The organism is Moorena producens 3L, from assembly GCF_000211815.1.
GTDB classification, from domain to species: domain Bacteria; phylum Cyanobacteriota; class Cyanobacteriia; order Cyanobacteriales; family Coleofasciculaceae; genus Moorena; species Moorena producens.
The window spans coordinates 63,013-84,036 of record NZ_GL890946.1; the positions used below are offsets into that span (position 1 = coordinate 63,013).

At 44.3% G+C, this 21,024-nt stretch carries 18 protein-coding genes and 1 tRNA gene; 8 read left to right on the plus strand and 11 right to left on the minus strand.

Features of this window, described 5'->3' with window-relative positions:
* The first annotated feature begins 42 nt into the window (after positions 1-42).
* The gene (locus tag LYNGBM3L_RS22575) at positions 43-1,647 is read left to right on the plus strand and encodes a mechanosensitive ion channel family protein (RefSeq protein WP_009149160.1); all 1,605 of its coding nucleotides are present in this window, start codon (positions 43-45) and stop codon (positions 1,645-1,647) included.
* Between the two features lie 189 nt (positions 1,648-1,836).
* On the opposite strand, the gene LYNGBM3L_RS22580 is transcribed toward LYNGBM3L_RS22575, so the two are convergent.
* The 3 genes from LYNGBM3L_RS22580 to petB all read right to left on the minus strand — a co-directional run bounded on the left by LYNGBM3L_RS22580 (position 1,837) and on the right by petB (position 4,845).
* Positions 1,837-3,207, minus strand: a complete 1,371-nt coding sequence (locus LYNGBM3L_RS22580; protein WP_009149161.1) for a zinc ribbon domain-containing protein — start codon at positions 3,205-3,207, stop codon at positions 1,837-1,839.
* Between the two features lie 387 nt (positions 3,208-3,594).
* The gene (petD, locus tag LYNGBM3L_RS22585) at positions 3,595-4,077 is read right to left on the minus strand and encodes a cytochrome b6-f complex subunit IV (RefSeq protein ID WP_009149162.1); all 483 of its coding nucleotides are present in this window, start codon (positions 4,075-4,077) and stop codon (positions 3,595-3,597) included.
* Between the two features lie 99 nt (positions 4,078-4,176).
* Positions 4,177-4,845, minus strand: a complete 669-nt coding sequence (petB, locus tag LYNGBM3L_RS22590) for a cytochrome b6 (protein ID WP_009149163.1) — start codon at positions 4,843-4,845, stop codon at positions 4,177-4,179.
* 222 nt (positions 4,846-5,067) lie between these two features.
* On the opposite strand from petB, the gene ctpA reads away from it, so the two are divergent.
* Entirely contained in the window at positions 5,068-6,303 is a 1,236-nt protein-coding gene (gene ctpA, locus LYNGBM3L_RS22595; RefSeq protein ID WP_009149164.1) for a carboxyl-terminal processing protease CtpA, read from the plus strand.
* Between the two features lie 36 nt (positions 6,304-6,339).
* Here ctpA and LYNGBM3L_RS22600 read toward each other — a convergent pair whose 3' ends face one another.
* Positions 6,340-7,068: an MBL fold metallo-hydrolase gene (locus tag LYNGBM3L_RS22600; RefSeq protein ID WP_009149165.1), complete on the minus strand. Its 729-nt coding sequence runs from the start codon at positions 7,066-7,068 to the stop codon at positions 6,340-6,342.
* Positions 7,069-7,118: 50 nt separating this feature from the next.
* On the opposite strand from LYNGBM3L_RS22600, the gene LYNGBM3L_RS22605 reads away from it, so the two are divergent.
* Positions 7,119-8,621 (plus strand): site-2 protease family protein, encoded by a 1,503-nt coding sequence (locus LYNGBM3L_RS22605; RefSeq protein ID WP_009149166.1) that lies wholly within the window; start codon positions 7,119-7,121, stop codon positions 8,619-8,621.
* 272 nt (positions 8,622-8,893) lie between these two features.
* On the plus strand, positions 8,894-10,318 hold the full coding sequence (gene trmFO / locus LYNGBM3L_RS22610; protein ID WP_009149167.1) for an FADH(2)-oxidizing methylenetetrahydrofolate--tRNA-(uracil(54)-C(5))-methyltransferase TrmFO: 1,425 nt from the start codon (positions 8,894-8,896) through the stop codon (positions 10,316-10,318).
* A 156-nt stretch (positions 10,319-10,474) separates the two neighbouring features.
* On the opposite strand, the gene LYNGBM3L_RS22615 is transcribed toward trmFO, so the two are convergent.
* Positions 10,475-10,738 carry a hypothetical protein gene (locus LYNGBM3L_RS22615; RefSeq protein ID WP_009149169.1) on the minus strand — a complete coding sequence of 88 codons (264 nt, stop codon included), beginning with the start codon at positions 10,736-10,738 and terminating at the stop codon, positions 10,475-10,477.
* Between the two features lie 772 nt (positions 10,739-11,510).
* Between LYNGBM3L_RS22615 and LYNGBM3L_RS22620 the strand changes: the two genes are divergently transcribed.
* The 3 genes from LYNGBM3L_RS22620 (at position 11,511) to LYNGBM3L_RS22630 (ending at position 13,436) form a co-directional block, all read left to right on the plus strand.
* Entirely contained in the window at positions 11,511-12,689 is a 1,179-nt protein-coding gene (locus LYNGBM3L_RS22620; protein WP_009149170.1) for a murein hydrolase activator EnvC family protein, read from the plus strand.
* A gap of 140 nt (positions 12,690-12,829) precedes the next feature.
* Positions 12,830-12,902, plus strand: a tRNA-Arg gene (locus LYNGBM3L_RS22625).
* A gap of 291 nt (positions 12,903-13,193) precedes the next feature.
* Positions 13,194-13,436, plus strand: a complete 243-nt coding sequence (locus LYNGBM3L_RS22630) for a cyclic nucleotide-binding domain-containing protein (protein WP_009149171.1) — start codon at positions 13,194-13,196, stop codon at positions 13,434-13,436.
* Between the two features lie 182 nt (positions 13,437-13,618).
* Here LYNGBM3L_RS22630 and LYNGBM3L_RS22635 read toward each other — a convergent pair whose 3' ends face one another.
* Together LYNGBM3L_RS22635 and LYNGBM3L_RS44115 are read right to left on the minus strand one after the other, a co-directional pair.
* Positions 13,619-14,308: a Uma2 family endonuclease gene (locus LYNGBM3L_RS22635; protein WP_009149172.1), complete on the minus strand. Its 690-nt coding sequence runs from the start codon at positions 14,306-14,308 to the stop codon at positions 13,619-13,621.
* Positions 14,309-14,553: 245 nt separating this feature from the next.
* Positions 14,554-14,703 carry a hypothetical protein gene (locus LYNGBM3L_RS44115; RefSeq protein ID WP_154659881.1) on the minus strand — a complete coding sequence of 50 codons (150 nt, stop codon included), beginning with the start codon at positions 14,701-14,703 and terminating at the stop codon, positions 14,554-14,556.
* 30 nt (positions 14,704-14,733) lie between these two features.
* Between LYNGBM3L_RS44115 and LYNGBM3L_RS22640 the strand changes: the two genes are divergently transcribed.
* A complete protein-coding gene (locus LYNGBM3L_RS22640) occupies positions 14,734-15,306 on the plus strand; it encodes a Uma2 family endonuclease (protein ID WP_009149173.1) in 573 nt (190 codons plus the stop codon).
* Between the two features lie 180 nt (positions 15,307-15,486).
* Here the strand turns inward: LYNGBM3L_RS22640 and LYNGBM3L_RS22645 are convergent, their stop codons facing one another.
* The 4 genes from LYNGBM3L_RS22645 to purE form a co-directional block, all read right to left on the minus strand.
* A complete protein-coding gene (locus LYNGBM3L_RS22645) occupies positions 15,487-17,802 on the minus strand; it encodes a caspase family protein (protein ID WP_009149174.1) in 2,316 nt (771 codons plus the stop codon).
* A gap of 534 nt (positions 17,803-18,336) precedes the next feature.
* Complete coding sequence (gene sat / locus LYNGBM3L_RS22650) at positions 18,337-19,524, minus strand: sulfate adenylyltransferase (protein WP_009149176.1); 1,188 nt, start codon at positions 19,522-19,524, stop codon at positions 18,337-18,339.
* 113 nt (positions 19,525-19,637) lie between these two features.
* The gene (gene cysC / locus LYNGBM3L_RS22655) at positions 19,638-20,174 is read right to left on the minus strand and encodes an adenylyl-sulfate kinase (RefSeq protein ID WP_009149177.1); all 537 of its coding nucleotides are present in this window, start codon (positions 20,172-20,174) and stop codon (positions 19,638-19,640) included.
* A 314-nt stretch (positions 20,175-20,488) separates the two neighbouring features.
* Positions 20,489-21,016, minus strand: a complete 528-nt coding sequence (gene purE, locus LYNGBM3L_RS22660) for a 5-(carboxyamino)imidazole ribonucleotide mutase (RefSeq protein WP_009149178.1) — start codon at positions 21,014-21,016, stop codon at positions 20,489-20,491.
* Positions 21,017-21,024: the final 8 nt, after the last annotated feature.

The window sequence follows — 21,024 nt, forward strand, 5'->3', positions numbered from 1 at the left end:
AAAAGTGAAAATTATTACAGAAGCCAGTAGCAAGAGGTTAATATGATTGTATTAAGTGAATATTTAAAAAGCCTTGCAATTCTAGGAGGAATTATTGCGGTATTATATGTTATCACCTTTGTGATTCTTCCGCCTATATTTCGTCGATTCTCCTCTGACGCAGCAATCACAAGCTTAAAAATTATACGTCAACCTTTATTATTATTTGTACTACTTTTACGAATTCAAATTTCATTAATTCCTAAACTTAAACTAAGCGAAAATTATGAAGTTTGGGTAAATCGAGGATTAACCGCTGCAATGATTGCGATAATCACTTATGTCACCGCTCAAATTTTAACTAAAGTTATTCTCTACTACTTAAAGAAGTATTCAGAGCAAACAGAAGCCATGTGGGATGATGTTTTGCTTCCCATTCTTCAAGGCATCTTGCCTATTTTAGTCTATGTTATTGGCGGCTCACTATTCTTACAAACTTTAGGAATAAACGTGGCTGGAGTCTGGGTCGCCCTTGGAGGAGCATCTTTTATTCTTGGCTTTGCATTCAAAGATTCCCTCGCCAATTTTCTGAGCGGTTTGGTTTTATTAGTCGATACTCCTTTTCAATTTGGAGATGTGATTTTACTGTCTTCCGGTCAACTTGCAGTGATCAAAAAAGTTGGTTTGCGAGTTACTCATCTGTATGTTGTGAGTAACCACAGTGATGTCTACCTTCCTAATTCTACCTTTGAAACAAAAGAAATTGTTAATCTCACTCGTCCAACTCCCCATTATTACGATCAACTGGAACTTCCGATCATGTCAACAGTTGATCCCGGTCAAGCAATTCAGTTGATTGAAAACGTGATCTTAGCTCACCCCGACACAATGGGACTAATCGATCGCAAGCTTGAACTTTTAGAAAAGTTTTATGGATTTTCTAAGCCGGGAATCAGAGCAGAACAGAAGCGAAAAGTGGGTTTAATCCGGTTAAAAGCAGAACAAAAAGTGAATCATAAGTTAGAGGAAATTGAAAATGCGTTTGATCGCTTGTCCGAGCAAGTGGATCGGTTTGAAAATGAAGGCTTAGAATACAGTGAAATCCGTATAATTCAGGGAGATTATTTGAATATTTGTGAGCAAATGGGTTTATCGACACAAGCGGTTCGTTTGGGAAATCGTCAACGAAAATTAACTTTAGAAGAAGGAGAGCATGCCCAATCTGGAGGAGACTCCCTGATTGGTTTAGTCAGAGAATGGTATAACACCTGGTGCAAAGATCCAGATTTGTTGTTAGAAGATCATAAATTACTGCGCGAGTCTTGGGAACAAAAAATTACCATTCTTAAGCGCAAAGCCAATCAATTATGGCTGAGAGCGAATAATCTCTCCATTGATGATACCCGATTTGATGATGTTGTTGATGATCTGATTATGTGGTTACAAGAACGATTTAAACGCTCCCGCATCGAATGGCAAAATCCGAAAATTTGGATGGAAGAAATTAAGATGGTGGGAGGATCACAAATGGACTCCAACAAAGTTTTGACTGTCAAGTTTTTTGTAGATGATATTAAGCTAGAACACTGCGAGCGGGGAAATCGTGTCAAAAATGAACTTTATCGGGAACTAATTTGGCAACTCAGACAAGCTTATCTAGCCAAATAAAGCGATTGCGATCGCCGGATTGCATCCCCTATTAGGCGTAGGTAGTGGTACACAAGTAGTGACTTTAGCTCCCGTTACCTTGACCAGACCCTAGCCAAATCACTACATCTTTACCATTACCTAGGCGTAAATAGAGTTAGGGGTCATGCATGAAGCTTCCACCACCTGGCTAACCGAGGTGGTGGTGTCCTATGCTAATCTGGAACTACCGCTAGTCCACAGATCACACAAGCACGCCCAGCTTCTAGGCGGTCGTCGAGATCTTTTGCTGGAACGACCCTCGTTGCCATTTCTGCGAACGAGTTTAAGTACACCTCTAGCCCCGATGTTGTAAGCGCCGTTGAGGTCGGCATTGAAACACTTACCTGATAAGAAGGTTGCTAGGGAGTAATTTCTTGAATTTCGTTTAACCGTACCGGAGCCATCGTAGGCCAGTTTGGAAGTGTAAGCAGCCACGACTTCTACAACTTTTCCGCCAAGTTCAGTCCACTTCATTTCTGTGAAATCACGAATTTTAGCTTTGAGCCACCCGTGAAATTTCTGCCTCAGGTTAGATCTCTTTTTTCCACCTTTAGGCTTCCATCCTTTGAGGTTCTCAAACACGATTGCTAAGGCCGTAGGCCACGCTACGCGAACAGAATTGAATTTCTCAGCAATCTCAACAATTCGTTTAGAAACTATATGGCTAATTTGGTTGTTGATTCTTTGGCATTTTTGGTAGGTCAAACAGCAGAAACCTTTATGAAGTTTCCCCCCTTTGCCCATAGTCTTGGAGGCTCGGACGGATACGGATCTTAGTCGTTTGTCCCTACGGTCTATGTCTCTTCCGGGGTGAACGAAATCACGGTGGATTACAGTGCCGGTGTGGGTTACAACTGCTATTGTTGCGGTGGTATTGATGCCTAGATCTACCGCAGTAACGTTGCCTTCTGGCTTGCGCTTTTCTGGCTTGCAAGCAAATGGAACAGATAAATGACAGTACCTATCATTGAATATCAATGACGGGGACATGATTTTGTTAGTCCCACAGGTGTGGCGGTTTCTTAATCCGGTAATTTGAACTTTCGTCCAGTCCCAGTTTTTACCATCAAAAACCTTAATTTCTACTTGGTCGAAACCATGTAACTTATAACACTGTCCTTTGTATAAAGCAGGATAGCAACCAGTCCCAGCATTTAGTTTTGGTGGCTTACTATCTTTTCTTTTTCTGTTTCCAGATTGCCAGTCCCTATAACGAGTGACATAGCTACTAACCTGTCCCGCCGCAAACGAGATCGCAGCCCGACGGTAGTAGCTGGGAAATTTGTAAAAAGCTTGATTGAACTGAGGGTATTTTATATTAGGTCGCTTGGCGGTTTGATGCATTAGCCGCTCTACAGCAGGAGTTAATTGATCTGCTGTCAATCCACCAAGTTCAGACCAGTGAGTGTAGATGATACCAACCAAATACTTGCAAGCCTGACGATAAACTTTGACCGTCTCCGCAAATAATTCTTTTTGCGAGGGAGAAGGATTAAGCTTCCACTTATCAGTTCTGATCACTTTGGTTGGTGTCTTCACTAATATAAAACAACTATATTAACTAATATATTAACCTATGAAAATATAGATTGCCAGAGGTTTTTTATTGTTTATTTTTTTGTTACTGGCGTGGACTAACCCCCACCTGAACGTTCGCGTAGCGTGGCCTGCGGCCAGGTGGGGGAATGCGTCTCACGTCTTGTTCAAAAATACCATAGCTCTGCGAGCTAAGCTGCGGAATGTAGGTTAAGATACTTGGCACGGAGGAAATTCTTGGAAATTGCTATCAAACAAAAATCCCACGTACATTGAGCCGTGGGATTTTCAGAAAAGCTTTTTTTTAATGACTAATCACTAACCACTCGAAATCCCACAAACTCTAGTTCAAACTCTAGTTGTAGGATGAGACTGATGGTTAAGCGAATCTTAAAACAGACCCCAAGTCAAAGACTGATCAATGGGTAAGGTAGCACCAACACCAAGCCAGATGGTGACTAGGGTACCAAATAAAAATACCGTAGTTGCCACTGGACGGCGGAATGGGTTCTGGAATTTGTTCACACCTTCGATGAAGGGAACCAGCATCAGACCCAAGGGAACTGATCCCATAGCAGCAATACCCAAAAGTTTATTAGGGAGAATCCGCAAAATTTGGAAAACAGGATATAGATACCATTCCGGGAGGATTTCTAAAGGTGTGGCAAAGGGATCGGCTGGTTCACCAATCATAGCTGGATCAAGCACAGCTAAACCAATGCATAGAGCAATGGAACCCATGATTACCACTGGGAAAACGTAGAGGAGGTCATTAGGCCAAGCTGGCTCGCCATAATAATTATGACCCATCCCCTTGGCTAGTTTGGCACGTAAAATTGGATCGTCTAGATCCGGCTTTTTAAGAACTGACATTGCTTAAATTCTTCTCCTTAATAAGTAAAGGTAAGCAGGTGGCAGCAGCAAGGTTTGCATTTAGTTTTAACACTTTCCTGACTTTTAGTCAGTACAGATTTACAACGGACCAGAAATGCCCTGTTTGCGAATCATCAGGAAGTGCAGCAGCATGAAGACAGCGATAAACCAGGGCAGCACAAAGGTATGTAGACTGTAGTAGCGACTCAGAGTACCCTGACCTACACTAGTACCACCCCGCAGCAGTTCGACGATTAAAGAACCAACCACGGGAATAGCTTCAGGAACGCCAGATACAATCTTGACCGCCCAGTAACCAACTTGGTCCCAAGGCAAGGAGTAGCCAGTCACACCGAAGGAGACGGTAATTACTGCTAAAACTACCCCTGTCACCCAGGTCAGTTCACGGGGCTTTTTGAAACCACCAGTCAAATAGACCCGGAAGACGTGCAAAATCATCATCAGCACCATCATGCTGGCAGACCAGCGGTGAACAGAGCGGATCAGCCAGCCGAAGCTCACGTCAGTCATAATGTACTGTACAGAGCTAAATGCTTCAGCGACCGTCGGCTTGTAGTAGAAGGTCATGGCAAATCCAGTGGCAAACTGGATTATAAAGCAAGTTAGAGTAATTCCACCCAGGCAGTAAAAAATATTAACGTGGGGAGGTACGTACTTTGAAGTGATGTCATCGGAAAGTGCCTGAATTTCCAGACGCTCCTCAAACCAGTCGTATACTTTCGAGTCAGTGATTTGCTTAGAAAACATGAGGCCAGAGTTTCCGAAAGGATTTTGCCGTCAGACGTTGAACGTCGGAGTGTTCAACTCCTTAATTTACAACGAATACAGCCTATATGTTACATGATGTTAATTTTAACATGACCTGCTTCATTAATTTGCCGTCAACTCTGGCGGTTACAGCCCAAATATTATACCTGATCGCGGTTACAGGTAACATAACTTAACAAGTACTCTCATAAATTTTTGATCATGCACAAACGAGCCTTCTGGGTTGGACTCTTACTAACCTTCCCAATCATGCTATTGTCTGCCTGGTGGACACCAACAGCAGCTGCCTTCTCTCAGGAGCAAAGGCTTTTTTCCCAAGCTTGGCGGATTGTCTCTCAATCCTACGTTGATGATACCTTTAACCATCAGAATTGGTGGTTGTTACGTCAGAAGACCTTGAAAAAGCGGCTGCCTAATCGTGAAGCTACCTATACGGCCATAGAAAACATGTTAGGGAGTCTTGGGGATCCCTTCACACGATTGCTCAGACCCGACCAATATCATAGTTTGCAAATCAGCACCTCTGGTGAACTCTCTGGTGTCGGGCTACAAATTGCGATTGATGTGGAAACTGGTGAGTTAGAAGTAATCACCCCAATTGCTCAATCACCAGCAGATTTAGCCGGTATCCGAGCACGGGATCACATCCTAGAAATTGATGGCATGCTGACTAGGAACATGACTCTAGATGAAGCGGCAGCACAGATGCGCGGACCAATTGGTACAACGGTTACCTTGAAGATTCAAAGCAAGAAAGAACAACCAAAATTGGTGGAAATAGTACGCGATCGCATTTCCCTAAACCCAGTGTATTCAGTCCTCGATACCCAGGAAAATAGAGACCCAGTCGGTTATATTCGTCTGTCTCAATTTAGTGCTAACGCCCCAATGGAAGTTGCCCACGCCGTTGCTAAACTCAAGGAGATGGGTGCAGATGGCTATATTCTTGATCTCAGGAATAATCCAGGGGGTCTATTGCAGGCAGGTATTGAAATTGCTCGCCTCTGGTTAGATGAAGGCACTATTGTTTACACCGTTAACCGCCAAGGCACCATTGGTAGCTTTGAAGCCTATGGTGACGCTCTTACGGAAGACCCCTTGGTTGTATTAGTTAATCAAGGCAGCGCCAGTGCTAGTGAGATTCTAGCTGGCGCTTTACAGGACAATGGTAGGGCAAAGCTAGTCGGGGAAAAAACCTTTGGCAAAGGGTTAATTCAGTCCTTATTTGAACTAATAGATGGCTCAGGATTAGCAGTTACCGTTGCCAAGTACGAGACCCCCAATCACCGGGATATTAATAAATTAGGGATTGAGCCAGACTTGGAGGTGCCTTTAGAAGCAATTACTATTAGCCAAGTGGGGACAGAAGCAGATAGTCAGTATCAGGAAGCAATCAATTTGTTAACATCTGATCCTTTTCTAGCTAAGGCAAGTTAGATTATCTGTAGATCAGGGCGTCAGAGCCTCAGGGCCTCAGATATATAACGCTTCTGGGTTTTCAAACTTCGCCCTTACGTCTGATAAACCCTCGTAAGCTTGGTCAATCACGCCTTTGCCTCGCAAAAAACCAGTATTGGCACCAGGACAGATAAATTGAAGAGTCTCTGGGGTAAAACGCTCAAGCAAAGATTGCACATTCCGAATCTGTCTCGGCCAATGAAATGTTTTCGGGGTTCGCAGGGGCAACAGTTCTCCCTGTTTACTAGGAAGCAAATGACGCCCAGAAAATAGCACACCCCCTGCACCAGTGTAGTAAAGACAAGAAGAACCAGGAGAGTGACCAGGAGTCCAAATGACGTAGCAGTAGGGATTTATAGTCAACTCCTGGTGAAATGTAACTACCTCCAATCCCGGCAGTAAGTAAGCCTCTTGTTCTTGAATCAGGACTTGGCACCCCATACTCTCCTGAATTTCCTTTGCTTTACCAATACCACCCCGATGGGTAATAAACAGTAATGAGACTCCCCCTTGCTCACGCAAAAATTGTTGGTTAGTCTCATTCCAGGCAGGACAATCAATCAATAGGTTGAAGGAATTTCCTACAATAATATAAGCCGTACCACCTAACGTATCTCGATTGGGTGGAAAAGCAAAAATGGTATCTAGAACAAGGCGTGGTGGCTTGGATGCAGCAGGTTGCTGATTAGACGATGCGCTTGGCGTAAGAGAAAAATCGCCTTTTGCTGGAGGATCGGGTTGCACAATGCTTGTAGTTTAATTGTAGTTTTTAGTAGACGGTGTGATCTTTCATCATGGAACTCTGGCTACTCCCATTTACATTTATTTTACTCGCTGTGATTACCTACTTCGTTATCCAGCGCACCGTTGCCAGCCTCACCCGGACACCAGTATGGTTACTGTGGCTGGTAATGATGACTCCACCACTAGTCTGGATTGGTTGGACTCTGTTCAATGGTAAGAACACACCAATACCACCAGCCCTATTGCTCGGTCCATTTGTGATTTGCTTGCCGTTGTACTGGCTGCTGATTCAGTGGGGACGCCCAGCTCCCAATTCAACCATGACCAAAGACAATCCGACTAAAACAAGTACCTCAGACCCGGTCGCCAAAATTGCATCGGCAACTGAAAAGTCAAGCCTTCGTCCCATTACTAAAGAAGAAGAAAAAGACCTCAGAAATTGTTTTCCCTGGGGAATCTACTATCTCCAGAATATTGAGTACCGACCTCAAGTAGTGTTGTGTCGCGGCAAACTGCGCACTAACCCAGAGCAAGCCTACCGTACCGTGCGGTCAAATATAGAAGCCGAGTTTGGCGATCGCTTCTTCGTAGTCTTTCAAGAAAGCTTTAGCGGCAAACCCTTTTTTGCTCTAGTGCCCAATACCAAAAAATCAACCAAACCTTACAGGGGGTCTGAATCATTAACGCGACCTGGTTTAGCATTGGGGCTGATGGTGATTACTTTGTTTACCACCACCTGGATGGGCACTCAGATAACTGGGGTGTCGGAAAATCCCCTGACTGACCCAGCAGTTTTACTGCAAGGACTGCCCTATGCCCTGGCCTTAATGGCAATTCTCAGCATTCATGAACTCGGTCATTATTTCGCCGCAATGGTTTACAAGGTGCGTACAACTCTGCCTTACTTTATCCCCATACCCTTTTTATTCTTGGGAACATTGGGAGCATTTATTCATATACGCTCTCCTGTTCCTAACCGTAAAGCCTTATTTGATATAGGCATTGCTGGTCCACTAGTCGGTTTAGTGGTTACCCTACCAATCCTAATGTGGGGATTAGCCCATTCCACTGTAGTGCCTTTGTCTGACTCTTCAGGAATCTTGAACCTAGAATCCCTCGATCCCCGATTTTCCCTTTTGCTAAGCTTACTAAGTAAATGGGCATTGGGCAGTGAATTTGTCTCCAACACAGCCATTAACCTTCATCCTGTGGCAGTCGCTGGTTATGTCGGTTTAGTTGTTACTGCTTTCAATTTAATGCCAGTCGGACAACTGGATGGTGGACATATCGTCCATGCGATGTTGGGTCAAAGAACTGGTATGACCATTGGTCAGATTACCCGGCTGTTAATGATGCTCCTAGTATTTATCCAGCCAGAATTACTCCTGTGGGGAATTATTCTTTTATTCATGCCAGTGGCAGATGAACCAGCCCTTAATGATGTTTCAGAACTTGACAACTGGCGAGATTTGTGCGGAATTATAGCCTTGTTGATTTTAGTCACTATTATTTTGCCAGTACCAGGAACAATCACTAAATTGTTAACTATTTAGTCAGATCGTGTCCCGTTAAAATTTAAAATTGAGGAGTGATAATTGAGAATATAAAATTGTTAATTGTGAATTGGTTGATATTAAAAGTTAACAATTAAAAGTTAACAATTAATAATTAACAATTGAATAAAGTGGTTGTCATAGAAATGAGGTACACAGGATTTTTTTCCTGTTCTCTTTTCCCTACTCCCTACTCCCTACTCCCTACTCCCTACTCCCTACTCCCTACTCCCTATTCCCTGTTCCCTATTCCCTGTTCCCTTTGCTATATAATGACTAATGACAAACAACAAGTAAATGTTATCGGTGGTGGATTAGCGGGTACAGAAGCCGCTTGGCAAATTGCTCAGGCTGGAGTACCAGTGGTGTTGCACGAAATGCGACCAGTGCGACTATCCCCGGCTCATCATACGGTCGAATTGGCAGAACTAGTATGTAGTAATTCCTTTGGTGCTAAGTCAAGCGATCGCGCTGCGGGTTTGTTGCACGAAGAATTGAGACGCCTTGGTTCAATTATTATTGGCAAAGCTGATCAACATGCTGTTCCAGCTGGGGGTGCCTTAGCTGTAGACCGAGCAGTATTTAGTCGGGAATTGACGGAAACCTTAGCTAGTCATCCCCTGATCGAGTTGCAGCGGGAGGAAGTTCCGCAAATTACTACCACAGGGGTGGTGGTACTTACAACCGGTCCGTTGACTAGTCCTGCTTTAGCCGAAGACCTGCAACAGTTCACTGGTTTAGAATACTTTAGTTTTTTTGATGCCGCATCACCGATTGTAGTGGGGGAATCCATCAATCGTGATATTGCCTTTATGGCATCCCGGTATGACAAAGGAGAAGCTGCTTATCTTAATTGTCCCATGAATCGGGAACAGTATCGTCACTTCTGGGAAGAACTGTGTGCAGCTCAAAAGGCAGAATTGAAAGACTTTGAGCAAGAAACTGCTAAATTTTTTGAAGGGTGCCTACCGATTGAGGAGATGGCTCGTCGGGGGGAAGATACTATGCGTTACGGTCCTCTGAAGCCAGTGGGACTGTTTGATGCCCGTAAGGGAGACTTCCGCGCCCCAGAAAATCAGCACCAGCGTCCTTATGCTGTGGTACAGCTGCGACAGGAAGATAAAGCAGGTCAGCTGTGGAATATGGTGGGATTCCAAACCAATTTGCGCTGGGGTGAGCAGAAACGGGTATTTCGACTGATTCCGGGTTTGGAAGAAGCAGAGTTTGTGCGCATGGGAGTGATGCATCGGAACACGTTTCTCAATGCTCCTGAGTTATTGCAACCAACCCTACAGTTCAAAAAACGGTCTACTTTGTTGGCAGCTGGTCAATTGGTAGGAACAGAAAGTTATACAGCAGCAGCTGCGGGAGGGTGGCTGGCTGGTACCAATGCGGCGCGACTGGTATTGGGATTGGAACTGGTAACGATGCCACCCACTACGATGATGGGAGCCTTGTTTGACTTTATCAGTTCCGCATCACCTAAGCATTTTCAGCCTATGCCACCAAATTTTGGCATTTTACCCGAATTGCCAGTGCGGATTAAGAATAAGCGAGAACGGTATGGAGCATATCGCGATCGCGCTTTGGCAGATCTTGATGGTTGGTTGAGTAGGCTGCGCGTATCAGCAGCAGAAAAACTCTTATATTCCAACAACATAACTTTGACTTATTCTGACTCGAAGCTCCTGAATTAAGATTACTAAATTTTAGAGCTTTTAAGTGAAGGTGCAAGATATTAGAATGGGTAATGGCTTGGAAGTAATCATAGTTACCCATTTACCATTACCCAATTTTTACAAGACTGATGTTCCCGGATCTAATATCAGTATCATTCAATTGATATTTACCAATTAAGTGCGGGATAGCTCAGGTGAAATACCTGTTTTATTAGGATCCAACTCTTGTTCCTGAACTAAACTATCTTTTTTTCTAGAACTCTTCTCCAGATTAGCAATCGGGGCAACAATTGGCCAAAAAATGCTTGCTATCGTCAACACTATCCAAGAAGAGCGGATTTGATCAGGAGATAAATTAGTGTCTTTCTGGAACGCTTGAAACCAGATCGAGAAAAAGTAGAGAGCGCCAGAAACGTAAAATCCTGCTAGTACCGTCATAACGAAATTCAATCCTAATATTGCTTTAATTACAAGTTTTCAGTCGGTCTGATTGACTGAAAAGGCGAGATGATATCAAGTCCGGTTAATTACTGGTTTGTTAACTATTCCTAGGTGGGCTTGACCCATTAAGAATTAAATTCGCTCAAAGCGCCTTCGGGTCGCACCTCTGGATGTTTGGTAATGGTAAATAGGGAATCGTCAACTACTAATTTCCAATTACGAATTACCAATTACCCGATCAGGGATATAATCATTATTTGACCGGATTTGAAATTATCTGCCTTGGTCGTCATCTCCCAAAAAACGATAAAAAACGCTATATATACTGTACTTCACGGCATTGAAACCCGCTGTATACTTGATTTCCCTTACTTAAATAGACTAGAGGGCTGAGGTTTGCGCTGAGGTTGTTGCTAGGGTTTGTGGTGTTTACTTTGGTGTATGATTCCCCAGCTCAAATACCTTAGATACCTACATAGTACAGACCAGTCCCCATAATGACAACACTAATCGTTTCCCTTCAGTCTTCACTATCGGCCAGTGGTAGTAGATAATATCCAAGGAGTGTTTGACTTTCGTCAGCATAAATTGATTTACAACCGTTGACAGCTGTATTCGGGAATTTTTTCGATGATTGTTCACAATACTGAGATACTCTGTGGTTAAGGAAATTCGGCAGAGGGGAACCTATACCAAAAACCTCAACGCTTTTGGTAGGGTTAGGGATTGGTATGGCTTACACGGAATAGGGAGAGTTTGTCTAGGCTGTGTGCTTTGGCTGCTAATCGTCACAATTCCAGCAAGTACTGCGCCCTCAACCAACCCAGAAGCAATCAACCCAGGAGCAGTTAACCCAGGAGCAGTAGATACCCTGGAACAGATACAGAAACATATTGAGCAGCAACGGTCTACTATTATTAAGGAAAGCGATCGCATATCCAATGTCGAGCAATCTGCCCAGAAGAAGCTGGGTGTGATTGAGCTTAATCTCAAGTCTACTGATACGGCTAACCAGGATTACAATGGGCAAATCCAACTCGCTAACCAGCGTCTAGACCAGTTGCAGGAGGATTTAGCAATTGCCGAGAGCAGCTATTACCAAAAGCGGGCTGCAATCATTGCTCGACTGCGTTTTCTACAGCGCCAGCCCACGGCTGAAGTTGGGTCGAATATCCTGCTCAAGAGTCAAGATATCAACGAATTTCTGGCTCAACGCCGCCGATTGAAGTTAGTCTATCAAACAGACCAGCAAATCTTAACTAGTTTAAAAGCTGAAGCCGACAGCATTAACCAACGCAAAACCGAGATAGAGGCTCAGAAAAACCGAGTTTCCCTACTTAAACAGCAACTCCTAGCCAAAAAGAAGCAGTTTGAAGCCCAGCTGAAGACACAGCAACAACTGATTGAGCGACTTAACTCTAACCGAGAAGCTTTAGAAGCATCCCAAGCGCAGTTAGCAGAAGATTCTAAAAATCTTGTGATCTTGATTCAACGAGAGATTGCCCGTCAAAACAAGATTGCGGCAGCTAGGAAGGCAAGGCTTCGCAAAACGGTTATTTTTAATACTGGTCAGCTGCTTTATCCCAGTAATGGCTCCATTACCAGCAGTTTTGGTTGGCGACGTCACCCCATTCTAGGCACATCTCGCTTCCATTCTGGGATTGACTTTGGGGCTAGTTATGGCAGTACTATTCGAGCAGCAGATAGCGGTACAGTAATTTTTGCCGGTTGGTATGGTGGTTATGGCAATACAGTAATTATTGACCATGGCGACAGTATTGCTACCCTATATGGTCATGCCAGTAGAATCTTGGTGAGTAAGGGAGAATCGGTCAAACGAGGAAATGCGATCGCAACCGTTGGGTCTACGGGTTTCTCTACCGGTCCCCACCTCCATTTTGAGGTTCGTAAGAACGGTGAACCTGTCGATCCGACCAGTTATCTGTAGCTGATGGCACTTGCTAGGACAGATTTCAAACAGTTTACACTTTTCCGTGCTCAAGTGGTGTATAATAAATAATTGCAATAGTGTGCTATTATCAAAGCTAATCAAATAGATTAACGCTTGATATATTCACTCAAGCATAAGGGCGCGTAGCTCAGTGGATAGAGCACCAGATTCCGGTTCTGGGTGTCGGGGGTTCAAATCCCTCCGTGCTCGTTTCGATAAGTTGATCTAGCAATCCTACTTGTATTCTATGAAGGGATAGCTCTGGCGTTAAGCACGACCAGAGGTTAACTGCCGTGAAAGTTGTAGATTTACTTATTATTATTCAGTTAAAAAATAACAATTAACAATTAACAATTAACAAAATTCCCCTAACCATAATAGACATCTCCAGAAACTCGGTTTTGACCCAGGCAGTGCAAGGGTTTGAGGTTAATTTTTGGAGATGTCTAATAAGATTTTGATTAACTGAACTTCCCATCACTGTCTATCCTAGAGCCAATCATGAACCTTCCAGACTTAGTGACGTGGCTAAAAGAAGGAACTGATCTGAGTATTTTGACTCAGGAAGTGTTACAGAATCTAGCACCTAAGCTGGAAGAGCGGATATGCGGTGCAAACCAAACCTTAGTGCTAGCCAACACCCCTGCCGTAGGATTATATATTCTCCGCTCAGGTGCAACATTTAACCTGTACAAACCTACTTACAAGCAGATAGGACGATGGTATAGCATTAGTTTTAACTAATGGTTGTTGCCGACAAAGCAATGCCAAAGACAAAGCGCTAATTTTCTTGATGGAGGCTCTCGGCCTACTCTTAAACCGCACTGTAACTTCACTCAGTCCATTATTTTACGTCGCTTAACTTACGACCAGCTGCCTTCGCTTTTAGTTCTTCGTTGGGCGGTAGTGTTCGCTTGTTAAACAAGTTACTGACTGATTTCATTGTAAGAGCATGAATAGTGTTTGACAAGGTTTAGGGCAGAAAATTCGTGTTTTTGTTGGACCTCTTGCACAGTCAAGGAACCAATAGGAGAGTCATCGATAAAAACAGACACTTGTTCCGACAGTTTGTAATCTTGAAATTGCTGATAGGTTGGCGTTGTATATATATCAATAGGTTGGGTATAAACTTCGAGTTGCTTGTCGATCAGATTGACAATCCAATAAACTGAAATACCTGCACGAGCATAGATGCGTTTCTTCAACGTTCGGTCTCGTTCTAGGGTGGAGTCGGCAATTTCAACCACTAAAGCTAAGTCTGACGCACCAGGATGGCGGTCAAGATAATCGCGAGTATCGCCTTTAACAATCACGATATCCGGTTCTGGCTCACTATTGTCTAAAGTAATTGGTTCTTGTGCATCTACGTACCATCCGTTTGGAATAATCGCTTCCAGTGCATTCCGAGTTAGTTTAGTAGACGCACGATGTGGTGGATTTTTCGGCATTTTAGGAATGAGCCACCCTTCCAGCAGTTCCACTGGGTCATCTTCGCCCAGGATACCCCAGCGAATCATCTGGTGGTATTGTTCAACCTTAAAGCGCCAGACCGGTTCCGTTGGTACCGCTAAAGGCTGTTCAAAGTTTTTTCCCCTCGATTGAGTAGAGACAGACACAAGGTTACGACTTCTTGTTTTTGCCTTTTATCCTAGCATGGCAAAACCTAAGAGATTGCCCCAAATCTTAATTGGGTGAGGAACTTTCGTTCTGGGTTAATGGCAGTAGGGAGTAGGGATTGCTAAAATTGAATGTACCTCATAAATATGATCAACGCTATTTTTTTAAATCAGTATATGTAAGCATTCAGCCGTCAGCTATCAGCTATCAGCTAGCAGCTATCAGCTAGCAGCTAGCAGGCGCTTTAACTGAACGGAGTCGGATGAGTAAAACGAGCAGAGATTTTCAACCAACCGTACCAGCCCGTAAGCTTGTTTACTACCTCCCGTTGATTAGCTGACGGCTGACGGCTGATAGCTGAATACTTACCAGTATATACTAAAGCCACTGACACCAGATAAATGATCTCGGGGTCCCTATAAAAATGCCACAACTCAAAACTAAAACTCTACTTACCCTGGAAGAATTTCTGGCAATGCCTTCGACCGATGTAACCTATGAATTAGTTGAGGGGCTTCCAGTACCGAAAATGTCTCCTAAACGTTTTCATGCTAGGGTAACTGGTGCTTTATATACACTTTTGGATCAGTGGTGTCAGGAAAAGGGTGAAGTCAATCCAGAGTGGGCAATAGCCTTGCAACGTCACGGTCAAAACTGGGTACCTGTGCCTGATTTAACCTACATTTCTGTTCAGCGTCTGCCCTCAGAAGTTATAGAAGATGAGGCTTGTCCAGTACCTCCAGAGTTAGCCATTGAAATTATCTCACCGGGACAAACTTTTGGCCAATTAGCCGAGAAAGCAACGGATTATTTAGAAGCGGGAGTATTACGAGTTTGGGTTGTTGATCCTCAGGCGAGAAGTATCACAATTTTTTATCCAGATGCGCCACCACGGACTTATACCAAAGCTGCGCTGATCACTGATTCGCTTTTTGAAGGATTGGAACTTACTCCGGAGCAAGTGTTTGGGAAAGCGAGGTTACCTAAGAAGGGTTAATTAGTCAAAATCAATAAAAGTTATGTTGTTGAAATAACCACAGTTATAATAATAGTTTAAGCAAAAAAATAACTAAAAATTATTAGTTATGTTCTCTGTTCCCTGTTTCCTATTTCCTCTTAAACACTTATGGAGCAATTGTTAATTGCCAATTAGGAATTGACAATTAACCACCTAAAATCAAACTACCCGATAGAGAAAACTTAGAGTTGCCCAAGTATTGACATCCAAGGCGTAGGAATCAGCACCTATACTGAGGGAAGAATCTAGGGAATTTGCACTAGCATTGTGTATGTCTTGCAGCACCGCCTGGGCTACGTCCAAGGGGTTAAACAAATCATCAATTGGTGCTCCGATTCCGCGACGAGATGGCACAGCGTCGAGAGCTGTAGCGGCCTGAGTGAAGGGGGAGCGACTGCAAATCAGTTGCATTTCCACCAGTCCACTAGGACCTGAGACAATCCCACCAACAGAAGCTACAGCTGATGGCAGGGTTAGAGTTTCCCCAGGAGCAATTACGGCATTTGTGATAAATGCAGAGTTTTCTGAAGTCTGTGATGTTTCCAAAAATGGCAGTTCATATAGTGCGATCGCATTGCCATTGGTATTAAAGCCTAATAGCAAGAAATAGATCGGTTGGTCACCGTAGTTTTCGATCTGATAATGGAGACGACTCCCAATCGGCAAGATCGGAACACCTGCTCCTGCCACAGTTTCCGTCAACTCACCCTGAGATTTAGCTTCCCCCTCACCTACGAAACCTACCCGTGAGGAGGAAGCCGTCCGTAATGTTTCGAGTTGCATCACTACCTTTTGCTCTGGTTCAACCATGTCCAGGGATACCCGAATACCTAGACCGGAAGACCCATCATTTGCGGTTAGACGCAGCAATTTTGCGGCCAGCAAGGTGTTCAGTTTACCAGCCAATCCCATAGCTGCTGACTTCACGGCTACCCCAGCTTCTCCAACTCCATTGGGTATGGGTTCACCGTCTAGATAGAAGATTCCATAACCCCCTCCTCCACCATTTGTGGAAGAGAGTGCTTTCCCAAACAAATAATCAGCCGGTTGTTCCCCTGCTTGCACTACCGATGCAGCAGAGATACCAGAAAAGGCACTGGTAGCATCTACTCGCTCAATTCGTTCTAGGTTCCCATCCAGAGCTACCGTTAGACCAATATTACGGGGTAACACCCGGACAGCTTCTTGCACCAGCTGCCCAACTTGTAGCTGATTGTTATTATCAGTAGTACCACCAATAAATTTTGCCTTAGCAGTCAGACCATCTTGAGACGTTATTTGTAGTTGGGAGACTCCCGATTTAGCACCGACTAATTCCAATACAGACAATACAGAGTTGTTGCTATAGTAATCCACAACTGTTGCTGGTAATCCTGCTAACCACAACTGTGCAGTTTGACCATTATCTTCCACGGCAGTGACCACACCATCCGCTCCCATGCTAGGGTCAGCAGGGAGATAATAGGTAGGTATTGGCTCAAGACTACTTTGACCTCCTAGCTTTGGCTGTTGCTGTGTACCTGTCAGTTGATTAACCATCACACCAGCGTGAGTCAGGCTCACCTGACTTGTCGTTGTTGGTATTGCCTGCCACAGATACTGAGTAAGACCATAGCTAAATAAGCCAGCACTGAAACTATTCCATTTAGCCTCCATTGCTATTTGATTTGGTTCAGCAGCCGTGAGCACCATACCTGCCATCGGATTCATCGATCCAGGAACAACCGAGACGGATTGCCGGTTTACAATCCCTTTCCCAGAATCCTGTATCCGCCGCCGCAGTTCCTCTTGAAAAGCCAGTTCGTCCCGACTAGCCTCTCGGGCTGGTCGGTTAGTACTAGAGCGTACCTTAATATTTCCTTGGAGGAGGCTATCAGCTACGGTGTAGCTAGTATCAAGTACTGTAGTGACTTGGTCAGTGAAGAGCGATCGCAATAGCAAAACTAGCGTTTCTTCCAGTAAATCGTTGGCTACCTTAGGATTTTTTTTGGTAAGGCTCCCATCTACTGGAACCAAGCTATTTTGAAGTGCAACAGACCTATCGGTTTGATATCCTGGAGATAGCTTAACCTGGCTACCGAAGCCACTGAAGTGGAAGACTACCACATCACCCGCTTTCGCTTGCTCAGTCAGATGTTCAATAAAAGCCGTTTCAATATTTTTGCGAGTCGCTTGGTCATCTTTAAGTATAAGTATATCCTTCGGGTTGAAGCCAAACCGATGAATCAATAGTTCTTGTTGTAGTTCTACATCAGTAACACAGCCATCCAATAGTGTGCTACGAGGATACTTGTTGATACCCACTAGTAGGGCTAACTTTCGCCCAAGGGGTTGTGCTAATACTTGGAAGTAACGGTCTATTCCAGGAACAGCTAAACCACTATTCCCTAGGAGGGATAGTAATGTTTCACTTACTCCTAATGTTGCCAATCCCAAACTAGCTTTTTGCAGAAAAGTCCGGCGATTAAGTCCCATATCCGCGCTTCAGCTTTCAGATTTCAGCTATCAGCCTACCAGGATTGGGGCTCCCACGGCCACAAGCTGTGGGATTTCCAGTTCAGCTAGTTCACTAGTTCACTAGTTAAAGCTTGAACGCGACGCGCGTGCCTATTGGCCAAGGTTAGACGGTTGAAGGTTGAAGGTTATTTGGTTTAAGGTTACAGGTTACAGGTTATTTGGTTTAAGGTTACAGGTTACAGGTTATTTGGTTACAGGTTTGGAATATAACCGCCTAACCAAATAACCAAATAACCGCGTCACCGGCAACCTTCAACGGTCTAACCTCCAACCTTCAACCTTCAACGGTCTAACCTTCAACCTTCAACGGTCTAACCTCCAACCTTCAACGGTCTAACCTTCAACGGTCTAACCTTCAACCTCCAACCTTCAACTTTCAAGCTTCAACGGTCTAACCTTCAACGGTCTAACCTTCAACCTTCAACCTTCAACCTTCAACCTTCAACCAAATAACCTCCAACCTTCAACCTTCAACGGTCTAACCTTCAACCTTCAACTCGTCTCGTGCATTGCCTTAGCCAGTTCTGCTGCCACTTCAGGTCGGGAAAATTCCGGTGGTGGTAACTCTCCCTGACGTAGCATTTTCCGTACCTTAGTACCGGATAAATGAATCCTCTGCTCCGGTGTACTTGGACTAGTCTTGGCAGTAGCCATACCCTGGGTGCGAGTGCAGTAGAAGGCGTGCTCAAACTTCATCGGCATGATCCCCAACTCACCTGGCTCAAACTCACCAAAAATGTGTTGGGCATCATAGGTACCGTAATAGTCTCCCACACCAGCGTGATCCCGTCCTACAATGAAATGGGTACAGCCATAATTCTTCCGTACCAAAGCATGGAAAATGGCTTCTCTTGGGCCAGCATAACGCATGGCAGCAGGGTTAATTGCCAGAATCACTCGGTTATTGGGAAAATAATTCTCCAACATGATTTCATAGCAACGCATGCGCACATCGGCTGGGATGTCGTCGCTTTTAGTAGCACCCACTAAGGGATGAAGGAGTAGACCGTCTACAGTTTCTAGAGCGCACTTGATGATATATTCATGAGCCCGATGAATGGGATTACGGGTTTGGAAACCTACCACTGTTTTCCAACCCCGTTCCGAGAACATGGCTCTCGATTTTTCTGGATCGATTTGGTAGGGGGGAAACTGGGGATGGGGTAACCGTTCCAGTAACCATACCGAACCAGCTAAATTAATCTCTCCCTGGTCATACACGACTTTCACACCAGGATGCTTATCTTCATCAGTGCGGTAAACTTGCACTGCTTCATGGGTTTTGTCGTAAGGATATTTTTCCGTCAGTTCTAATACACCAATAAACTGACCACTGGTATCATCCAAACGGACTAACCCCCCCTCTTGCAGAGGGGCAGCTACTTCAGAGGTAACCGAGAGGGTGATTGGAACTGACCACGGTAGGTTATTGGCGAGACGCATCCGGTCTACCACTGATTGGTAGTCTTCTTTCGTCATGAAGCCAGTCAGAGGACTAAAGCCACCGATAGCAATCATTTCAAGGTCGCTGACAGCCCGTTTATCTAATGTGACTCTGGGCAGAAATTCAGCTTTCTCCAAAAATTCCTGCCGTTGTTCGGGTGTAGCGATACGGTTGACCAGTTGACCACCGTGAGCTGGGATAGTTTGTGAAGGATGGCTTAACACCGGGCTTTGCATACTCTAGGAATAATAATTAGATTCTACAATTGTCTCAAGAATTGTCTCAAGATACGACTCCCACTCTAAAGCGTGTAGGTGGGGTGCTTTAGTTAACGTATAAAGATTTTGCTTCAAGTACTAGAAATATAATTTAACTCTTCCAGCTTTTTGATAACTTTGTCCACACTTTCTGATAATTCTTCTTTATCAGTGCGACATTCTACCTCCGGATTTAATGGTGGCTCATAGGGGTCATCTATACCAGTAAAACTCTTAATTTCTCCAGCACGAGCTCGTTTGTAAAGTCCTTTGACATCTCGGCCTTCGCAAACGTTTAGGGGAGCATTAACATAAACTTCTACAAATTCACCAATCCGTTGCTTAACCTCCTCTCGAATTTCGCGGTAAGGGGATATCGCAGAGACCAAGACAATAACTCCATTGCGGGTTAAAAGATGGGCAACAAAGCCAATGCGGCGAATGTTTGTATCCCGGTCTTCTTTACTGAATCCGAGTCCTTTGGTTAAGTTCTGACGGACGATATCCCCATCCAAGACTTCCAGCTTGCATCCTTGGGCGTTTAGTTTTTCTTCTAATGCCTTAGTAATAGTGGTCTTTCCAGCACCACTAAGACCAGTTAACCATACTGTAACACCACGATGTTCCATGAACTCTATTTACCTCCTATATTTTTTGTTGACATGACTTGGATTTGGTGTGGATAGGGTATTGGTATTTCAGCTGAACACCAAACTCAAGTTCGTATTCGTAAGTCCTATTGGCTTTAGTCTCGGCTCATTTATAACAGATGCTGCCCTTGGTTGGGATGCTTTTGAGATACCCCAACTTAAGGTAGTAGAACGAGTCGGATTGCCCTCGAATTATTTTCTGTCACATCCCTATAGTGGCTTACCCTGATGCCAAGTTAATGGGGGTTTTTGGCCTTTTTCAAGGCTAACCTTCTGAAAGTCTCTGAACCAGATTAACTCATCTGCCCTAAGTATTGCTGATAACCTAACTCATCGAGCAATGCTTGCTTTTCCATAACCGATTCCGCTAAATTCTGGCGATACTGCTGCACTCTCTCTAGTAATTCCGGCTGATGAGTGCCCAAAATCTGCACTGCTAACAATCCTGCATTCTTGGAATTACCAATTGCTACAGTTGCGACGGGAATTCCTCCAGGCATTTGAACAATGGAGTATAGGGAATCGATACCTTTCAAGTAACGACTAGACACTGGCACCCCAATCACAGGTAAGGGTGTTATGGCCGCCACCATCCCAGGCAGATGAGCCGCCCCCCCAGCTCCAGCGATAATAACTTTGAGTCCACGCTTGTGAGCGTCTTGAGCATAATTTACCATCCGTTCGGGGGTGCGGTGGGCGGACACAATCGCTACTTCCCAAGGAACACCGAAGTCTTCACATATTGCGATCGCATTTTGCATGGTGGGCAAATCGGAATCGCTGCCCATAATAATCCCAATTAACGGTTGGTTATTGGTCATGAATCATG